The organism is Subtercola boreus (assembly GCF_003399635.1).
GTDB classification, from domain to species: domain Bacteria; phylum Actinomycetota; class Actinomycetes; order Actinomycetales; family Microbacteriaceae; genus Subtercola; species Subtercola boreus_B.
Map to the genome: position 1 here is coordinate 1 of NZ_NBXB01000019.1, position 19,176 is coordinate 19,176.

The 19,176-nt window shown below is 68.7% G+C and carries 18 protein-coding genes, 1 tRNA gene and 1 rRNA gene; all 20 read left to right on the forward strand.

Translation table 11 applies throughout. From position 1 onward, the window contains the following. Positions 1-8 precede the first annotated feature (8 nt). The 20 genes from rrf (at position 9) to B7R22_RS06415 (ending at position 19,175) form a co-directional block, all read left to right on the forward strand. Positions 9-125: ribosomal RNA gene (gene rrf, locus B7R22_RS06325) — 5S ribosomal RNA — on the forward strand. Positions 126-298: 173 nt separating this feature from the next. Continuing rightward, on the forward strand, positions 299-1,342 hold the full coding sequence (locus B7R22_RS06330; protein WP_253258915.1) for a hypothetical protein: 1,044 nt from the start codon (positions 299-301) through the stop codon (positions 1,340-1,342). Further along, the gene (locus tag B7R22_RS06335) at positions 1,314-2,336 is read left to right on the forward strand and encodes an HAD-IIA family hydrolase (protein WP_437184138.1); all 1,023 of its coding nucleotides are present in this window, start codon (positions 1,314-1,316) and stop codon (positions 2,334-2,336) included. Before B7R22_RS06330 ends, B7R22_RS06335 begins: the two co-directional genes overlap by 29 nt. 21 nt (positions 2,337-2,357) lie before the next feature. Further along, positions 2,358-2,531, forward strand: a complete 174-nt coding sequence (locus B7R22_RS19145; protein ID WP_172582242.1) for a hypothetical protein — start codon at positions 2,358-2,360, stop codon at positions 2,529-2,531. Next, a complete protein-coding gene (locus B7R22_RS06340; protein WP_437184139.1) occupies positions 2,524-3,378 on the forward strand; it encodes a TlyA family RNA methyltransferase in 855 nt (284 codons plus the stop codon). Before B7R22_RS19145 ends, B7R22_RS06340 begins: the two co-directional genes overlap by 8 nt. Beyond that, on the forward strand, positions 3,375-4,292 hold the full coding sequence (locus tag B7R22_RS06345) for an NAD kinase (RefSeq protein ID WP_253258917.1): 918 nt from the start codon (positions 3,375-3,377) through the stop codon (positions 4,290-4,292). The genes B7R22_RS06340 and B7R22_RS06345 overlap by 4 nt, the downstream gene beginning before the upstream one ends. Continuing rightward, positions 4,285-6,084: a DNA repair protein RecN gene (gene recN / locus B7R22_RS06350; RefSeq protein ID WP_253258918.1), complete on the forward strand. Its 1,800-nt coding sequence runs from the start codon at positions 4,285-4,287 to the stop codon at positions 6,082-6,084. The genes B7R22_RS06345 and recN overlap by 8 nt, the downstream gene beginning before the upstream one ends. A 30-nt stretch (positions 6,085-6,114) precedes the next feature. Continuing rightward, on the forward strand, positions 6,115-7,818 hold the full coding sequence (locus tag B7R22_RS06355; RefSeq protein WP_301182596.1) for a CTP synthase: 1,704 nt from the start codon (positions 6,115-6,117) through the stop codon (positions 7,816-7,818). 11 nt (positions 7,819-7,829) lie between these two features. Further along, positions 7,830-8,477, forward strand: coding sequence for an NUDIX domain-containing protein (locus B7R22_RS06360; protein ID WP_116410942.1), 648 nt, complete (start codon positions 7,830-7,832; stop codon positions 8,475-8,477). 17 nt (positions 8,478-8,494) lie between these two features. Continuing rightward, on the forward strand, positions 8,495-9,421 hold the full coding sequence (gene xerD, locus B7R22_RS06365) for a site-specific tyrosine recombinase XerD (protein ID WP_437184141.1): 927 nt from the start codon (positions 8,495-8,497) through the stop codon (positions 9,419-9,421). Positions 9,422-9,663: 242 nt separating this feature from the next. Continuing rightward, complete coding sequence (locus tag B7R22_RS06370; protein ID WP_116410944.1) at positions 9,664-10,572, forward strand: ParA family protein; 909 nt, start codon at positions 9,664-9,666, stop codon at positions 10,570-10,572. Beyond that, positions 10,556-11,401, forward strand: a complete 846-nt coding sequence (locus B7R22_RS06375; protein ID WP_437184140.1) for a segregation and condensation protein A — start codon at positions 10,556-10,558, stop codon at positions 11,399-11,401. Before B7R22_RS06370 ends, B7R22_RS06375 begins: the two co-directional genes overlap by 17 nt. Then, complete coding sequence (gene scpB, locus B7R22_RS06380) at positions 11,391-12,029, forward strand: SMC-Scp complex subunit ScpB (protein ID WP_116410945.1); 639 nt, start codon at positions 11,391-11,393, stop codon at positions 12,027-12,029. Before B7R22_RS06375 ends, scpB begins: the two co-directional genes overlap by 11 nt. Next, positions 12,013-12,873, forward strand: a complete 861-nt coding sequence (locus B7R22_RS06385; RefSeq protein WP_116410946.1) for a pseudouridine synthase — start codon at positions 12,013-12,015, stop codon at positions 12,871-12,873. The genes scpB and B7R22_RS06385 overlap by 17 nt, the downstream gene beginning before the upstream one ends. Next, the gene (locus B7R22_RS06390; protein ID WP_116410986.1) at positions 12,866-13,948 is read left to right on the forward strand and encodes a prephenate dehydrogenase; all 1,083 of its coding nucleotides are present in this window, start codon (positions 12,866-12,868) and stop codon (positions 13,946-13,948) included. The genes B7R22_RS06385 and B7R22_RS06390 overlap by 8 nt, the downstream gene beginning before the upstream one ends. A 35-nt stretch (positions 13,949-13,983) precedes the next feature. Next, on the forward strand, positions 13,984-14,712 hold the full coding sequence (gene cmk / locus B7R22_RS06395) for a (d)CMP kinase (RefSeq protein WP_116410988.1): 729 nt from the start codon (positions 13,984-13,986) through the stop codon (positions 14,710-14,712). Further along, positions 14,690-16,228 carry a ribosome biogenesis GTPase Der gene (der, locus tag B7R22_RS06400; protein ID WP_116410947.1) on the forward strand — a complete coding sequence of 513 codons (1,539 nt, stop codon included), beginning with the start codon at positions 14,690-14,692 and terminating at the stop codon, positions 16,226-16,228. The genes cmk and der overlap by 23 nt, the downstream gene beginning before the upstream one ends. 145 nt (positions 16,229-16,373) lie before the next feature. Continuing rightward, a complete protein-coding gene (locus B7R22_RS06405) occupies positions 16,374-16,934 on the forward strand; it encodes an MOSC domain-containing protein (RefSeq protein WP_116410948.1) in 561 nt (186 codons plus the stop codon). Positions 16,935-16,994: 60 nt separating this feature from the next. Continuing rightward, positions 16,995-17,068: transfer RNA gene (locus B7R22_RS06410), tRNA-Pro, on the forward strand. 82 nt (positions 17,069-17,150) lie between these two features. After that, positions 17,151-19,175, forward strand: coding sequence for an amidase (locus B7R22_RS06415; protein WP_116410949.1), 2,025 nt, complete (start codon positions 17,151-17,153; stop codon positions 19,173-19,175). Position 19,176 lies beyond the last annotated feature (1 nt).

The following is a 19,176-nucleotide window of genomic DNA, read 5'->3' on the forward strand; positions in this document are numbered from 1 at the left end:
GACAGTGTTTCGGCGGCCATAGCGAGAGGGAAACGCCCGGCAACATTCCGAACCCGGAAGCTAAGACTCTCAGCGCCGATGGTACTGCAAGGGAGACCTTGTGGGAGAGTAGGACACCGCCGGACCCTAATTACGAAAGAAGCCCAACCCTCACCGGTTGGGCTTCTTTCGTTTAACCCACTTCCACCTGCTGCTCAGAGCCGCTCGCATCACCCTTCTCGACGGACCGGGCTTCTGCTGTTTCGACGGGTAGACTCGTTCCACATCTACACAGCGCGCACCAGACGACAGGAGTGTCATGAGCGATTCGCCAGACAGGGAGAAGCGGCCCGGGCGTCGACAGGACGGTGCGCGATCCGACGGGCCCCGGGGCGGGTCCGATCGGCCGAGAGGCACCCGCCCGCCCCAGAAGTCGGGTGAGAAGAAGCTCTGGACGACTGACGGCAAGCCGGCTCGGAGTGCCGCCCCCGGCGCGAGGGACAAAGCCAACCGCGGAGGCTACCGCGATGAGGGTCTCACCCCCGAGGAGCTCCGACAGCGTGAGCTCCGCGCCGTGCGGCCGCACCACGACGATCCGGACGTTCCCGAAGACGTCTCGGTGAAGGAGCTCGACAAGGGCGCGTTCAACGAGCTGAAGACACTGTCGAAGGAGAACGCCGACGGCGTTGCCAAACACCTCGTCATGGTGGCCCGGTTGATCGAGAGCGATCCCGAGCTGGCCCACAAGCACGCGACATCCGCGTCCCGTCGGGCTGGCCGCATCGCCATGGTTCGGGAGACCCTGGCGATTACGGCCTATGCCACTGGGGACTATGCCCTGGCGATTCGGGAGCTCCGCACGTATCGTCGTATCTCGGGTTCGAATGAGCAACTCGCTCTCATGGTAGACAGCGAACGCGGTCTCGGACGCCCCGACCGGGCGCTCGAACTCGGTCGGTCGGTTCCCCGTGAGAGCCTGACGCCCGCCACCCAGGTCGCTGTGGCGATCGCCATGTCCGGTGCGCGACTCGACCAGGGGCAGCCCGAGGCTGCACTCGCCGAGCTGCACATTCCGCAGCTCGATGCCAAGCGTGCCTACACCTACAGCCCTGAGTTGTTCTGGGCCTATGCGGAGGTGCTCGACGACCTCGGCCGGCAGAGAGAAGCAGCCGAGTGGCGGGAGAACGCCGACCGGGCCGAAGCGGCGCTGTACGCGGCATCCACCGACGAGGACGACGATCTGGTCGAGGTCTTCGAAGAGGACGGCTCGGACGACGATGCGACGCCTGCCCTGGCGCACGACACGACGGAAGACACGACGGAAGACACGACGGTTGAACCTGTTCCCGACACGAAGGAGTAGAGCTGTGGCATCCACCCCTCTCGATGGAGTCGACGTCATCCTCGCGGATCTCGACGGTGTGGTCTACACCGGCAGAAACGCGATCGAGCATGCTGTGGAGGCCCTGGGCCGGGCTGTGCGCGATGGTGTGGCTGTCGGCTACATCACCAACAATGCCTCGCGTACCGACGTGCAGGTGGCAGAACATCTGACCAGCTTCGGGCTCACCGTGGCTCCACGGGATGTCGTCACGAGCCCCCAGGTAGCAGTGCTGCTGTTGGCCGCGCTGGTGCCCGCTGGTTCGACGATCCTGGTGGTCGGTGGCGAGGGTCTCACGAGCGAGGTCGAGAAGGCCGGTTTCAGTGTCACTCGCCAGGCGTCCGACAACCCTGCTGCGGTCATCCAGGGCTTCGCGCCGACGGTGGCCTGGAGCGATCTCGCGCAGGCGAGTTTTGCACTGCACACGGGCATCCCGTGGGTGGCCACGAACACGGACTGGACCATTCCGGTGGAGGGCGGCATCGCACCGGGCAACGGAACCCTCGTCTCGGCCGTGCACACCGCGGTCGGCACACTGCCGGTCGTCGGCGGCAAGCCCGAGAAGGCGATCTTCGACGTGGCGGTGGAACGATTCGACGCGAAGACGCCGCTCTTCATCGGCGACCGTCTCGACACCGACATCGTGGGCGCCAATCGGGCAGGCATGAGGTCTGTACATGTGCTGACCGGGATCGACGGACCCAAGCAGCTTCTGGCCGCCGACAAGGACTTCCGCCCGACGTTCGTTCTGGACGATCTGCGCGGGCTGTTCGAGCCGTACCCCGTGACGGAGTTCTCGAAGGACGGCAACACGGCAACGGTCGCTTCGGCGGTCGTGCGCCTGAAGGGGAACGCGATCGAGGTCGTGCGACGGGGGGAGAGCCCGGTCGACAGGCTGCGTGCAGCGTCATCGCTCATCTGGGCATCCGGTCGCCCCATCTACGGTCTGGAGGTCGCGCCTGAGCTCTACAGCTGAGGCGTCGGGTAGCCTGAAGGGGTGACGGACGAGAGCAGCGAGGTCGGCGGTGAGGCGCTCGAGGGTGAGCTGCTGACGCGCCTGCGGGTGATCGAGGACCAGCCGCTCGCGGCGCGTTCGACCGCCTACGTGCAGCTTCACGACGAGTTGCGGAGCCGCCTCGAGGGCGGAGACGCCCCCGGTTCGCGTGCCTGAGCTGGAGGACGGCGACGGCCAGGCCGTGGGCTTCGCCGAGGGCAGCCGGCTCGATTCCGCGCTGGCGTCCACCGGTCTGGCGCGCTCCCGCAACCACGCGGCACAGCTGATCGCCGACGGCTTCGTGAGCGTCGACGGCGTCGTGGTGGTCAAGCCGTCGGCGAAGGTGTTCGGGGGGCAGGAGCTGCGGGTCGAGGGCAGCGACCACTATGTGAGTCGAGGGGCGGGCAAGCTGGTCGCTGCGCTCGACGCGTTCACCGGTGTTGTCGTCGAGGGGCGGCTGGCTCTGGATGCCGGCGCGTCCACCGGCGGGTTCAGCCAGGTTCTGCTGGAGCGGGGCGCGCGGGCTGTGCTCGCCGTCGATGTCGGACACGGCCAGCTGTCGCCGGTGCTGGCGACGGATGCCCGGGTGAGCATGGTGGAAGGGTACAACATCCGCTACGGCACGCGGGAGTCGCTCGCCGCGGCGTCGGGCGTGACGGAGGCTCCCGCCCTGGTGGTCGCCGACCTGTCGTTCATCTCCCTCGTCACCGTGCTGCCGGCTCTCGTGGCCCTCGCTCGGCCCGATGCGGACTTCGTGCTGCTGGTCAAGCCGCAGTTCGAGGTGGGCAGGACGGGCATCCGTGAAGGCGTCGTGCGAAACGCCGGGCTTCGGGCGGATGCCATCACCGGGGTGCTCTGGGCGGCCTTCGACGCGGATCTCGGCACGGCGGGGCTCATCTCGTCCCCAGTCATCGGAAACGCCGGGAATCACGAGTATCTGGTCTGGCTGAGCGCCTCGGCCGGAACCAATCCGACAGAATGGTTGCACCGCGCACATTCACTTTCAGGAGTCCAGACGTCGTGACGACACCCCGCTACTTCCTCGTCGTGCTGCACACCGGGCGACGCGATTCGGTCGACGCCGCCGTGCAGGTCTGCGACCAGCTGGCGGCCTCCGGGGTGACCCCGGTGCTCTCGCCGAGCGACCTCGACGACATCGCGGGGCGTCTGACCGATTCGTCGATCATCGCCCTGCTCGGGGTCGATGTTGAGACGGCCGGGCTCGAATTGGTGATCGTTCTGGGTGGCGACGGCACCATCCTCCGCGCGGCAGAGGTCGTGCGCGGCTGCCCGGTTCCCCTGCTGGGTGTGAACCTCGGGCACGTGGGGTTCCTCGCCGAGAGCGAACGGGAAGACCTGAGGGCATCGGTCGAGCGGGTTCTGCACGGTGACTACATCGTGGAGGAGCGCATGACGCTCGACGTCGTCGTCACGCATCGCTCCGAGGTGGTTCATACGGGCTGGGCCCTGAACGAGGCGACCGTCGAGAAGGCGAGCCGGGAGCGGATGATCGAGGTGGTCATCGAGGTGGATGGCCGGCCCCTGTCGAGCTTCGGGTGCGACGGGGTGGTCATGGCCACGCCGACCGGTTCCACCGCCTATGCGTTCTCGGCCGGCGGGCCCATCGTCTGGCCGAGCCTCGATGCGCTGCTGTTCGTGCCGCTGAGCCCGCACGCACTGTTCTCCCGTGCGCTGGTGATCGGCCCCGAGTCGGTGCTCGCCGTCGAGATGCTCGAGCGCACCCCCGGTGCCGGTGTGCTCTGGTGTGATGGTCGGCGGGGATTCGACCTGCCCGCGGGCTCCCGCATCGAGTCGCGGAGGTCGGCGGTGCCGGTGCGGCTCGCCCGGCTGACCCATGGCCCGTTCTCCGACCGGCTGGTGCGCAAGTTCGCGCTGCCCGTCGACGGTTGGCGTGGCCCGGTGGAACGCCATGAGTGAGGCGGCGGGCGGTGTGATCGACGAGATCACGATCCGCGACCTCGGTGTGATCGCCGAGGCGGTGCTACCGCTCGGCCCCGGGTTCACGGCGGTGACCGGGGAGACCGGTGCCGGCAAGACGATGGTGGTGCAGGCGCTCGGCCTGCTGATGGGTGAGCGGGCCGTGGCCGGCCAGGTGCGGGTGGGCCGTGCGCAGAGCTGGGTCGAGGGGCGCTGGCGCGTTCCGCTCGACGGGGTCGTGGCCGACCGGGTGCGGGATGCCGGGGGCGAGGTCGAGCCGATCGAAACCGATCCGATCGAATCCGGGGCGATCGAAACCGAGGCGGGCGAATCCGGGGCGGGCTCGCCGGATCGCGGTGTGCTGGCCGAGCTGATCCTCTCCCGCTCGGTGTCGGGCGAGGGCCGGAGCCGGGCGATCGTCGGTGGGCGGAGCGCTCCGGTGGGAGTGCTGGGTGAGCTCGGCGAGAGCCTGGTGGTGGTGCACGGCCAGTCCGACCAGCTCAGGCTCCGATCATCCACCGAGCAGAGATTCGCGCTTGACCGATTCGCCGGGCGCGCGTTCCGCGAATCGCTCGAGGGCTACGAAGACGCCTTCCGCTCCTGGCAGGCCCTGCGGGACGAACTCGAGACACTGGTGACGCAGCGCGAAGCGCGCATCCGGGAAGCCGAGACGCTGCGTGTCGCCGTGACCGAGATCGATGCCCTCGCGCCGGTGGCAGGGGAGGAGGAGTCGCTTGCCGAACGCGCCAGTCGGCTCACGAACCTCGAAGACCTGCGGCTCGCGGCGGCTTCTGCGCGGGAGTCGATCTCCTCGAACGAGCTCGACGGCCGGGCCGACACGGTGGGCCTGCTCGACTCTGCGCTCCGCCAGCTCGAGCGGGTGGTGGCCCATGACGGTGCACTGCAACCGATCGTCGAGTCGTTGGCCAGTGCATCGTTCCTGGTCGCCGAGATCTCGACCCAGCTCTCGAGCTACCTGGCCGAACTCGACACCGATGGCGGCACGGAGCTCGACGAGGTACAGGACCGCCGCGCGGCCCTGTCGGTGCTGGCGCGCAAGTACGGCCCGACCATCGACGACGTTATCGTCTACTTCGAGGGTGCCGGGCCGCGCCTGATCGAGCTCGACAACGACTCCGACCGCATCGAGGAACTGACGGATGCCGTCGCGGACGCCCTGGGCCTTGCCGAGACGCTCGCCGCCGACGTGAGCGACGCACGGATCGAGGCGGCCGGCCGGTTGAGCGGTCTGGTGTCCGACGAACTCACGGCACTGGCAATGGGCGGATCGCGTCTCGTGGTCGAGGTTCTGCCGGGAACGGAACTCACCCCGACCGGCCGCGACACGGTGCACTTCCTGCTGGCCTCCCACGCCGGGGCCGAGCCGCGGCCGCTCGGCCGGGGGGCGTCGGGCGGTGAGCTCTCCCGCATCATGCTCGCGATCGAGGTGGTGCTGGCGGCGACCGATCCGGTTCCCACGTTCGTGTTCGACGAGGTCGATGCGGGCGTCGGGGGAGCATCCGCGATCGAGATCGGCCGACGGCTCGCTCAGCTGGCCCGTGGATCGCAGGTCATCGTGGTGACCCACCTGGCGCAGGTCGCCGCCTTCGCGACGAACCACCTCTCGGTCGTGAAGGACAGTGAGGGCGCCGTCACGGAGTCGAGTGTGAGGCAGCTCACCGGCGAAGACCGGGTGGCCGAGATGGCGCGGCTGCTGTCGGGGTTGCCTGACTCCGAGAGCGGGCTCGCGCACGCCCGCGAACTGATCGAGCTGGCAGCGACAGGTCGGTGACGGGCATCCGTACTGTTAGAGTGGAACTCCGTGGATGATGATCAAAACGGAACGCTGTTGAACGCTTCGACCAAGTCGGACAAACTGACGAAACATATCTTCGTGACCGGCGGTGTCGTCTCCAGCCTCGGCAAGGGGCTCACGGCTGCCAGCCTCGGAAACCTCCTCACGGCGCGCGGGCTGCACGTCGTGATGCAGAAGCTCGACCCGTATCTGAACGTCGACCCGGGAACGATGAACCCGTTCCAGCACGGCGAGGTCTTCGTGACCGACGACGGGGCGGAGACCGACCTCGACATCGGGCACTACGAGCGCTTTCTCGACATCAACCTGAACCAGGCCGCCAACGTGACGACGGGCCAGATCTACTCGACCGTCATCGCGAAGGAGCGGCGGGGCGAGTACCTCGGCGACACCGTGCAGGTCATCCCGCACATCACCGATGAGATCAAACGCCGCATGCGCCTGCAGGCACAGGGCGAGAACGCACCTGACGTGATCATCACCGAGATCGGCGGAACGGTCGGTGACATCGAGTCGCAGCCCTTCCTCGAGTCGGCCCGCCAGGTGCGCCACGAGCTCGGCCGCAGCAACGTGTTCTTCGTGCACGTGTCGCTGGTGCCGTACATGAACGCGTCGGGTGAGCAGAAGACCAAGCCCACGCAGCACTCCGTCGCCGCACTCCGGTCGATCGGCATCCAGCCCGACGCGCTGGTGCTGCGGAGCGACCGGCCCGTCTCCGACCCCAACAAGCGCAAGATCGCGCTGATGTGCGACGTCGACGAAGACGCGGTTGTGAACGCGATCGACGTGCCCTCGATCTACGACATCCCGACGATGCTGCACGACCAGAAGCTCGACGCCTACATCATCGACCACTTCGGCCTGACGACGAACGACGTCGACTGGTCGGGATGGTCCGCCCTCCTCGAAGCTGTTCACGAACCCAAGCACGAGGTCACGATTGGCCTCGTCGGCAAGTACATCGACCTGCCCGACGCCTACCTGTCGGTCACCGAGGCGCTGAAGGCCGGCGGGTTCGCCCACCGCACCAAGGTCAACCTGAAGTGGATCGCCTCCGATGAGTGCGAGACGCCCGAGAAGGCCGCGAAGGAGCTCGGCGATCTCGACGGTATCTGCGTGCCCGGCGGTTTCGGGGTGCGCGGTATCGAGGGCAAGCTCGGCGCGCTGCGCTTCGCCCGCGAGAACGGGCTGCCCACCCTGGGCCTCTGCCTCGGCCTCCAGTGCATGGTCATCGAGTACGCCCGGAACGTGGTGGGTCTGAGTGACGCCTCGTCGAGCGAGTTCAACCCCGACACTCCCTTCCCCGTAATCGCAACGATGGCCGAGCAGGTCGACATCATCGCCGGCGGCGACCTCGGCGGCACCATGCGACTCGGGCTGTACGAGGCGAAGCTCGCTCCCGGCTCGCTGGTCGAATCGCTCTACGGTGCGCCGACCATCGAGGAGCGCCACCGTCACCGCTACGAGGTCAACAACCACTACCGGGGCCAGATCGCCGATGCCGGCCTGTGGTTCTCCGGCACCTCGCCGGACGACCACCTCGTCGAGTTCGTCGAGCTGCCGAAGGATGCCCACCCGTACTATGTGGGAACCCAGGCGCACCCCGAGCTCCGGTCGCGCCCGAACCGCGCGCATCCGCTGTTCGACGGGCTCATCTCTGCCGCGCTCGAGCGCCAGGAGGCGACCCGCCTGTTCCCGACCGACGCCTAGGAAGGCCCGTTGTGACCGAGAGCATCCCGTCGCCGCTCCGCGATGAGCCCGACGACCAGCGGATCACGTCGAGCGAGGTCGTCTTCGACGGCAAGATCTGGGACGTGCGGCGGGAGACGTTCGTCTACAACGGCGCCGACACCGTGCGGGAGTTCGTCGACCACACCGGCGCTGTGGCGATCGTCGCGCTCGACGAGAACGACCGAATGCTGCTCATCAAGCAGTACCGGCACCCGATCCGGGCCCGGGAGTGGGAGATCCCGGCGGGGCTGCTCGACATCGCGGGGGAGGACTTCCTGGTGGGTGCAAAACGCGAGCTCGCCGAGGAGGCCGACCTCGAAGCCGACCGCTGGAACGTGCTCACCGACTACGCGACCACGCCCGGTGGCAACAACGAACTCATTCGCATCTACCTGGCGCGTGAGGTACGGCCGACCGCCGACGCGTTCGAGCGCGAAGACGAGGAGGCCGACATCGAGGTGCGCTGGGTCGACCTCGACGAGGTGGTGGATGCCGTGCTCAGCCGTGAGCTGCAGAATCCGAATCTCGTGATCGCGTCGCTCGCGCTCGCTGCGAGCCGTTCACGCGGGTGGGTCTCGCTTGGTGCAGCCGACGCGCCGTGGCCGGAGTACTCGCGGCTGCACCCGACCGCCTCCTAGCGGCCGGGCGGCTGCCGGTGTCGGCGATCGACGACGTGATCGACGGGTATCTCCGCCACGTCACGATCGAGCGGGGGCTCTCGGCCAACACGCTGGCCGCCTACCGGCGCGACCTCGGGCGGTATGCGGCGTGGCTGGCGGCCGCGTGCATCCAGAGCCCGCAGGCGGTCGGTGAGGCGCACATCGCTGCCTTCACGCGGCAGTTGCAGACGCTTCCCGAGGCGGGAGTCGCCACGAAACCGCTGGCCGCGACATCCGTGGCCCGCATTGTGTCGTCTGTGCGGGGGCTGCATCGGTTCCTGGCCGAGGAGGGCACGACGGTGACGAATGCCGCGCGGGAGATCAAGCCGCCGAAGCTCGGTCTGCGGCTGCCGAAGGCGATTACGATCGCCCAGATGACGACACTGCTCGAGGCGACGGCGGGGGACGATCCGCTTGCGCTGCGGGACAGGGCGCTGCTCGAGCTGCTGTACGCGACCGGCGCGCGGGTCTCGGAGATCGTGGCGCTGAACGTCGACGATGTGGGGAGCCACGACGACTTCGTGCGGGTGGTCGGCAAGGGCAGCAAGCAGCGGGTGGTGCCGGTGGGGAGCTTTGCGCGGGCAGCGCTCGACGCGTACCTGGTGCGGGTGCGGCCGCTGTTCTCCGCTCGCGGCCGGGCGACCCCCGCCCTGTTCCTGGGGCTCAGGGGCGACCGGTTGAGTCGGCAGGGCGCGTGGCTGGTCATCCAGGCGGCGGCGAAGCGCGCGGGGCTAGAGACGCACATCTCCCCTCACACGTTCCGGCATTCGTTCGCGACGCACCTGATCACGGGCGGGGCGGATGTGCGGGTCGTGCAGGACCTGTTGGGGCACGCCTCGGTGACGACGACGCAGATCTACACGCAGGTGACCGCCGACACGCTGCGGGACATGTACCAGACGGCGCATCCGCGGGCGCGGTGAGTACAGCGCGGTGACGCCGGCGGCGTGAGACACCTGCGCGCCGGTGAGACCTGCGCGCGCGTCTCACGTGGGTGCAGGTGTCTCACCTCGGGTGGGTGGGGTGGGGTGGGCGCGGGTGCGGGCGAGAGCGGGGTGGGGCGAGAGGGGCGGCTCGCGGCGCGGTTCGCCGGGTGGGGCGGCGCGCGCGAGTAGAATCGTGGCACCGCCCTGGGAGAGGTCGGGGTACGTGAGGAGCACCGCCTGTGACGGCCAAGAACAACGCCAGTGCACCCAAGCAACACGGTGCCTCTGAGCTTCCGGGCCTCGAGGCGCCCGTTCTCGGCCCGACCGGCCGCCCGAAGCGGGTGTTCCCGCAGCCCGCGCCGCTGAAGAGCCACGGGCCCGCGCGCATCATCTCCCTCTGCAACCAGAAGGGCGGCGTCGGCAAGACCACGACCACCGTCAACCTCGGGGCGACGCTGGCGGATGACGGGCGACGCGTTCTTGCGATCGACTTCGACCCGCAGGGCGCGCTCTCGGCCGGGCTCGGCGTCGACACGCACGACAGCCTGACGATCTACGACCTGCTGCTCGGCACGGAGAAGGACCCGCGCAAGGTCATCCGGTCGACGAGTGTTCCGAACTTCGACATCATCCCCGCGAACATCGACCTGTCGGCCGCCGAGGTGCATCTCATCAGCGAGGTGGCCCGCGAGACGATCCTTGCGCGGGTACTGCGGAAGGTCAGCGACGACTACGATGTCATCCTGATCGACTGCCAGCCCTCGCTCGGCCTGCTGACGGTGAACGCGCTGACCGCGAGCCACGGCGTGCTGATCCCTCTCGAATGCGAGTTCTTCGCGCTTCGCGGTGTCGCCCTGCTCGTCGAGACGATCGAGAAAGTGAAAGACAGGCTGAACCCTGCCATCAAGCTCGACGGCATCCTCGCGACGATGTACGACCCGCGCACCCTGCACTCCCGCGAGGTCATGCAGCGGGTGGTCGACGCGTTCGGCCCCGACGTGCTCGAGACGGTGATCGGGCGAACGATCAAGTTCCCCGACGCGAGCGTCTCCGGCACCCCGATTACCCAGTTCGCCCCCGATCATCCGGCGGCGACTGCGTACCGCCAGCTGGCCCGAGAACTGGTCTTCCGTGGCGCGGTCGCCTAGGGCCGTACCGGTTGCTGAGAGTGGGGCCCCGGATGTCGCGCCCGCCGCTCCCGGGTTCTCGCTGAGTCTTTCGAACTTCGAGGGGCCGTTCGACTTGCTGCTGTCGTTGATCTCGAAGCACGAGGTCGACATCACCGAGATCGCCCTGAGCGCGGTGACCGACGAGTTTCTGGGCTACCTCCGGAACCTCGACTCCGAGGAGGAGTTGGAGCGGGCATCCGAGTTCCTCGTCGTGGCGGCGACGCTGCTCGACCTCAAGATCGTCGGACTGCTCCCGCAGGGTGAGCTTGTGGACGCCGAGGATGTGGCGCTTCTCGAGGCGCGGGACCTGCTGTTCGCCAGGCTTCTGCAGTACCGGGCGTTCAAGCAGGTGTCACTGTGGTTCGCCTCCCACTTCGACGACGAAGGTCGTCGGCACGCGCGCGTAGTGCGGCTGGAGGAGAAGTTCCGGCAGCAGACGCCCGAACTGGTGTGGTCGCTCAGCCCCGACGACTTCGCGGCGCTCGCCGTGCTGGCGCTGACGCCGCGCGAGGTTCCGGTCGTCGGGCTCGAACATCTGCACGCACCGCTGGTGAGCATCCGGGAGCAGGCGGCGCACGTCGTGGCGACGCTCCGGTCGGGCGAGACGGTGTCGTTCCGGCGGCTGATCGAGGGGATCGTCGAGAAGGGGATCGTCGTGGCGCGGTTCCTCGCGGTGCTGGAGCTCAACCGGCACGCGGCGATCGCGTTCGAGCAGCTCGAGCCGCTGGGGGAGCTGACGATCCGGTGGACCGCCGAACACTGGTCGGAAGAGAACCTCTCGAACCTGGGGGCCGACTATGACAACTGAGACGGTGGCAACTGAGACGGCGTCGACGGAGGCCGCCCCGGCATCGCCCCGCGAGCAGGCTCCGGATGATCATCCGCTCGATCTTGAACGGGCGCTCGAAGCGATCCTGACGGTCGCCGATGAGCCACAGAGCCTGATGACCCTGGCGACGGCACTCGCGAGACCCGTAGCCGCGGTACGGCAGACCATCGAACGGCTGGTCGCCGACTACGACGGGGAGAACGGGGGAGTGCGGCGGGGGTTTGAGCTGCGCGAAGTCGCGGGCGGCTGGCGACTGTACGTGCGGAGCGAGTACGACCAGGTCGTTCGCGACTTCGTGGTGACCGAGAACCCGTCCAAGCTCTCCCAGGCAGCCCTCGAGACGCTCTCGGTGATCGCCTACAAGCAGCCCATCACGAGGAGCGCGATCGCGTCGATCCGAGCGGTGAACGTGGATTCGGTCGTGCGCACCCTGCTCGGCCGCGGCCTCATCACCGAGGTCTCGACCGACGGCGAGACGGGCGCCATTTACTATGGAACGACAGACGTGCTCCTGACCCAGCTCGGTATCAACTCGCTTGACGAGCTCCCCAAGATCTCACCACTCCTCGCCGATGGTGCGGAAGGTTTCGATGACCAGTTCCAGTGAAGACGAACGCACGGGCCCCGAGGGTGTGCGCCTGCAGAAGGTTCTGGCGGCAGCCGGCGTGGCATCCCGTCGCGTGTCGGAAGAGCTGATCACAGCCGGCCGGGTGCGGGTCAACGGCGAGGTCGTGCGGGAACTCGGGCGTCGCATCGACCCCGACAGCGACAAGGTCGCCGTCGACAATACGGCCGTGCAGCTCGACACGACCAAGCGCTACGTTCTGCTGAACAAGCCGGTGGGTATCGTCTCGTCTCTCGCCGACCAGCACGGTCGTCCCGACCTCTCACGGTTCACCTCGCAGTACGAGGAGCGGCTCTTCAACGTGGGCCGGCTCGATGCCGAGACGAGCGGTCTGCTCATCCTGACCAACGACGGTGAGCTCGCGCACGTTCTGGCGCACCCGTCGTTCGGGGTGCTGAAGACGTACATCGCCCAGGTCGAGGGTCGCGTCGCGCCGCAGACGATCGCGAAGCTGACGAAGGGCGTCGAACTCGACGACGGGCCGATCGTGGCCGACAAGGCACGCCTGCTCGGCTCGTCGAACTCCTCCAGCCTGGTGGAAGTGACGCTGCACTCCGGCCGCAACCGCATCGTGCGCCGGATGCTCGAGGAGGTCGGCCACCCGGTCATCGAACTCGTGCGGCGGCAGTTCGGCCCGTTGCATCTCGGGTCGCTGAAGGCCGGGGAGCTGCGGGACCTCACGCGCGAGGAGCTCGGGGCGCTGCTGACGCTGTCGCGGGAGGCGAAGGCCGGGCCGGAGGCGGGCGCTGCTGGCGCTGCTGGCTCGGCGGGAGCAGCCGGCACGGCTGGCGCTGCGGGCTCGAAGGGTGCAGCCGATCGTGGTTGAGAGCCGGCTCACCGGCTCCGTGCGTGTCGTCGGCGCCGGATTGCTCGGCACCAGCATCGGTCTCGGCCTCCGCGCCCGCGGCGTCGACGTGATCGTGGCCGACGCATCGCCCACCCACGTGAGCATCGCGGTCGACTACGGCGCGGGTCGCCCGGCGGCTCCGGATGATCACCCCACCCTCATCGTCGTGTGTGTTCCGCCCGACGTCACTGCTCACGTCGTCGCGGCCGAACTCGAAGCCTTCCCGCACGCGACGGTCACGGATGTCGCGAGCGTCAAGCTCAGCGTGCTGCACGAACTCCGGGCATCCGGAGCCGACGTCTCGCGCTACATCGGCACCCATCCGATGGCCGGTCGCGAGCGGGGCGGGCCCCTGCAGGGGCGCGCCGACCTCTTTCTCGGGCGACCCTGGGTCGTCGCCGCGCACGACGGCATCTCGTACCAGCGGGGAGGGGTCATCGACGACCTCATCCTCGATCTCGGAGCGACGCTCATCGAGATGACGCCCGAGGCCCACGATGCGGGCGTGGCGCTGGTCTCGCACGTTCCGCAGGTGGTGTCGACGCTCATGGCGCGGCGGTTGGCCGACGCTCCGGCAGCCGCGGTGAACCTCGGGGGGCAGGGGCTTCGCGACGTGACCCGGGTTGCGGCGAGCGATCCGGGGCTCTGGGTGCAGATCCTGGGGGCGAACGCGGGGCCTGTGGTGGGCATCCTGAAGTCGTTCCGGTCGGATCTCGACCGCGTGATCGAGACGCTCGACGCGCCCGAGGCCGTGGGTGCCCGGCGTCGGCTCGCCGAAGAGCTGCTCGGTGGCAATGTCGGAGTGGCGCGCATCCCGGGCAAACACGGGCAGGACCGGCGGTTTGCCCAGCTGGTGGTGATGGTGGATGACCGGCCAGGCGAGCTCGCCCGGCTGGTGAGTGACATCGGTGAGGCCGGCGTGAACCTCGAAGACCTCCGGTTGGAGCATTCGCCGGGCGCACAGATCGGACTGGCGGAGATCGCCGTGGTACCCGAGGCTGTGGCGGGGCTGACAGAGTGGCTCGGCGGACGCGGCTGGCGGATCGCCGGATGACGGATTCAGATGAGGACAACGGACAGGTGCGCGGCATGACGGAACGAGACACCCGGGACGGGCATCCGGGAACCCCCGTCGTCGTCGCGATCGACGGCCCGGCCGGCAGCGGCAAGTCGAGCGTCAGCAAGGCCGCCGCGCGAGAACTCGGCTTCGCCTACCTCGACACCGGGGCCGCCTACCGGGCGCTCGCGTGGATGCTGCTCGACCGGGGCCTCGACGCCGAGAACCCCGAGGTGGTCGTCGCGTCGCTTCCCGAGTTCGCATTCGCCATCGGCACCGACCCCGACGACTACTTCGTGAAGGTCGGCCCCGATGACGTGACGATCGCCATCCGTGAGCCGTGGGTGACGAGCGAAGTGCGGCTCGTGGCGCGGCTGCCGGAGGTGCGTTCGTTCCTCACCGCGCTGTTCAGGAGCACCATGGCGGCGACATCCCGGCCCGGCATCGTCGTCGAGGGGCGAGACATCACGACGGTCGTCGCACCCGATGCCACGAGCCGGATCCTGCTCACCGCCTCGGAAGACGCTAGAATGAAGAGGCGTTCAGCAGAAATTGTCGGATCGACAGCCGCCGTTGTCGGCGAACAGCTGAGATCTCGTGACCGGGCTGACTCCCGGGTCGTCGACTTCATGAATGCCGCAGACGGGGTCACCACCGTCGATTCAACCGAACTCGACTTCGGCCAGACCGTGCAAGCGGTGGTTGCAGTTGTCACTCTTGCACGAACGAAGGCTTCAGATGGTCAATATACACAGCGCTGACAAAGACACCGACGGCGAGTACGACGAGTACCCCCAGGTCTCGAACGCGATCGTCGAGCGTCTCAGCGACCTCGACGAAGACCTCGTCACGAGGCGTGCGGATGCCCTGCGGAGCGGCCTCGCCGACTACGACCTCGGCGACGAAGACCTCGCGATCCTCCAGGCTGCCAGCGACGACCCCGATGCGATCACCTACCTGCCGGCCCTGCCTGTTCTCGCGATCGTCGGGCGACCGAACGTCGGCAAGTCGGCTCTCGTCAACCGCATCATCGGCCGCCGCGAGGCCGTCGTCGAAGACACGCCCGGCGTGACCCGCGACCGCGTGAACTACAAGGCCGAGTGGGCCGGGCGTCACTTCACCATCGTCGACACCGGTGGCTGGGAGCCGGATGCCCGCGGCATCGACGCGTCCGTCGCCGCCCAGGCCGAGATCGCGATCGACCTCGCCGACGCCGTGCTCTTCGTGGTCGACGCGAACGTCGGCCCGACCGCGACCGACGAGCACGTCGTGCGCATGCTCCGGAAGACCAAACGCCCCGTCTTCGTGGCGGCGAACAAGATCGACGATGTGCGCCAGGAGCCGAACGCGGCCTCCCTCTGGTCGCTCGGTCTCGGCAACCCGTACCCCGTCTCTGCGCTCCACGGCCGCGGCGTCGCCGATCTGCTCGACCAGATCATGAAGGTGCTCCCCGAAGTCTCGGCTGTCGCCAAGCAGGAGGTGGGCGGCCCCCGCCGCGTCGCCATCCTCGGTCGGCCGAACACCGGCAAATCGTCGCTGCTCAACCGCGCTGCGGGCGAGGAACGTGTCGTCGTGAACGAACTCGCGGGCACCACCCGCGACCCCGTCGATGAGCAAGTCGAGATCGCGGGCAAGATCTGGCGCTTCGTCGACACCGCGGGCATCCGACGCCGTGTGCACCTGCAGCAGGGCGCCGACTTCTACGCGTCGCTCCGTACGTCGGCCGCGCTCGAGAAGGCCGAGGTCGCGGTCGTCATGATCGACGTGTCGCAGCCGATCAGCGAGCAGGATGTTCGCATCATCGACCTCGTGCTCGAATCCGGTCGCGCACTGGTGCTCGCCTTCAACAAGTGGGACCTGCTCGACGACGAACGCCGTCGCTACCTCGAACGGGAGATCGAACAGGATCTCGCCCACGTCTCGTGGGCGCCGCGCGTGAACATCTCGGCGAAGACCGGGCGTCACATGGAGAAGCTGGTTCCGGCCCTGGAACTTGCACTCGAGTCGTGGGACACCCGGATTCCGACCGGAAAGTTCAACGCGTTCCTCGCCGAGCTCACGGCCGAGCATCCGCACCCCGTTCGCGGAGGCAAGCAGCCGCGCATCCTGTTCGGCACCCAGGCGTCGTCGCGCCCGCCGACCTTCGTGCTGTTCACCACCGGGTTCCTCGACCCGGGCTACCGCCGATACATCACCCGTCGCCTCCGCGAGATCTGGGGCTTCGAGGGCAGCCCCGTGAACGTGAACATGCGGGTGCGCGAGAAGCGCAAGCGCTGACGCGCCTCTCCTCCCACCTCCCGCCCACCCCCCTCTCAATCGAGTGGGCGGTTTGGGCCCCAAAGTCTGCGATTTAGGGCCCAAACCGCCCACTCGATTGGCGTTTCGGGGTTGGTAGGGTGGCCTGGAGAGGTCGGAGGCTTTTGTGGGCGTGTTGGTGGCGGCGTGCGTGGTGCAGGGGTTACGGGCCGACGCGGGCAGCGTCGGGGTGACCGCGATCGACAAGCGTGCGGTCGAGGGGCCCGTGCGGGTGCGTCCGCTCGGGCTGCACGCCGACGTGCAGGCCAGCCGCAAGCATCACGGTGGGCTCGACAAGGCGCTCTACGTGTACTCGGCCGATGACGCCGCGTACTGGGAGTCCGAGCTCGGCCGGCCGCTGTCGGCGGGCTGGTTCGGCGAGAACCTGCGCGTATCCGGGATCGACGTGTCGGGCGCACGCCTCGGCGAACGTTGGCGCATCGGCGCCACCGTCGTCGTCGAGGTCACCACGCCGCGGACCCCCTGCCAGACGTTCGCCCGCTGGGTCGGGGGAGCGGATGAACGGGGTTGGGTCAAGCGTTTCGCCGCCGCCGCGCGCCCCGGCGCCTACCTCCGGGTGGTGACACCTGGCTCGATCGAGGCCGGCGACGAGATCGAGGTCGTCTCGGTTCCCGAGGATGCGCCGACCATCGTGCAGGTGTTCACGGGCGAAGCCGCGCTGGTCTGACGCACCGGTTCGCGGGTGCCGCGCGGGTGGGCTAATATGGACAAGTTGTCATCCCACCCACGGGCTGTAGCGCAGCTTGGTAGCGCACCTGACTGGGGGTCAGGGGGTCGCAGGTTCAAATCCTGTCAGCCCGACAACACGAAAAGGGCCGCCCTCCGGGGCGGCCCTTTCTTGGTTCCCGGGCTGGGAGGATGGGGGTGACGAAAGGCGGGCGACGTGCAGCGGATCGATGTGGTCGAACTCAGCATCAGCGAGATGAAGGCGGCGCTCGACGAGGGCCGGGTGACGAGCGTCGAGCTCGTGTGCGCGTACCTCAACCGCATCGCCTACTACGACCGCACGGGGCTGTGCCTGCACGCGATCGCGGTGCTCGACCCGACCTGCCTCGAGCAGGCGGCAGCCTCGGACGCCCGCCGCGCCGCAGGCCAGCCGGTGGGTGCGCTGGAGGGCATCCCGTTCACCGTGAAGGACAGCTACAAGGTGAAGGGCCTGACCGTGGCATCCGGCAGCCCCGCGCTCGCCGAGCTGGTGGCGACCGACGACGCGGCATCCGTGGCCCAGCTGCGTGCGGCCGGGGCGGTGCTTCTCGGCAAGACGAACATGCCCCCGATGGCCGCGGGCGGCATGCAGCCGGGGCTCTACGACTACGCACGGAGCCCGTACCACCCGCAGTACCTCACGGCGGCCTATGGATCGGGTTCCTCGAACGGATCGGGTACAGCGACCGCGGCCAGTTTCTGCGCCTTCGGCATGGCCGAGGAGACGGTGTCATCGGGGCGCGCGCCGGCCTCGAACAACTCGCTGGTGGCGTACACGCCCTCGCGCGGGGTGCTGTCGATCCGCGGCAACTGGCCGCTCAGGCCGACCTGCGACGTGGTGGTTCCGCACACCCGCACGGTCGCCGACCTGCTGCTGCTGCTCGATGTGCTCGCTGTCGGGGATCCGGATCGCTCGGGCGACTTCTGGCGACAGCAGAGCGCGGTGGAGCTGCCGGCACCCGAAGAGGTGCTGCCGCATCCGGTGTCGAGGCCCCGCCCCTCGCGGCTCGACGGCCTGCGGATCGGTGTGCCGCGCCTCTATATCGGTGAGGATGCCGCGCCCATCGACCCGCCGGTCATCCGGCCGAGCGTGCGGGCGCTCTGGGACCGGGCAGCCGACGACCTGCGGGCGCTCGGTGCCGAGGTGGTCGAGGTCGATTTTCCGGTGGTGTCGAACTACGAGGAGGACCGCCCCGAGGCCGAGGGTCTTGCAGCGCGCGGCCTGGTGCCGCAGAACTGGCGGGCGCTCGAGGGCGGGCCGATCACGGCGATGGCGCTCGACGCGTTCCTGCGCGACAACGCCGACCCGCACCTCTCGAGCTGGGCGGACGTCGACGGTGACACGGTGTTCCCCCTCGCGGACGCCCCTGTTCCGGTCTGGATCACCCGGGCGCGCGGCGGCTTCGATTGGCAGCGTCTCGCCGAACTGGTGAAGCAGGGCCTGCCCGCGACCTTCGACGAGGTGCCGGGCCTCGCGCACCTGCTGCGTGGCCTCGAGCAGGCCCGCACGGTCGACTTCGAGGAGTGGATGCTCGCCCAGGGGCTCGACCTCGTGGTCTTCCCCGCCGCCGGAGATGTCGGCCGGGTCGATCTGTTCAGCCGTCCGGAGAGCCTCGAGGCGGCGTCGCGGAATGGCGTCGTGTATTCGAACGGCAACCGCGTGCTGCGGCACCTCGGCATCCCGACCGTGACTGTTCCGATGGGGTTCATGGGCGACATCCAGATGCCCGTCGGCCTCACTTTCGCGGGTGCCGCCTACAGCGACGACCGGCTGCTCGACTCTGCGTCGGCGTACGAGCAGGCGACGCTGCGGCGGCAGCCCGCGTTCCTGACGCCGACCCTGCCGAGCAACCAGATCGATGTGGATGTCCCGGGCGACGCGCGGGGCGGGGTTGATGCTCGGGGCGAGGCCGCTTCGGCGGCGATGACGTCGACGCTGACCATCGTCTCCGTCGAGGCGCGCGACCGGTCGTGGGAGGTCGACGTGCGCGTCGGTGACGGCGAGGGCCCGGCCCGGGCATCCACCACCCGCGTGTGGGCCGACGGGCACATCCTGCGGGCCGACCCAGCGGAACCGGGGCGCTACCGGGGCACGGTGTCGCTCTCGCGGGCCCGCCTGACCGACGAGCTGATGGTGCTGGTGAAGACCGGCAGGTCGGCGGCGTCGCTGGTCTTCGCGGCGCTGCCACCACTCGCACCGTAGC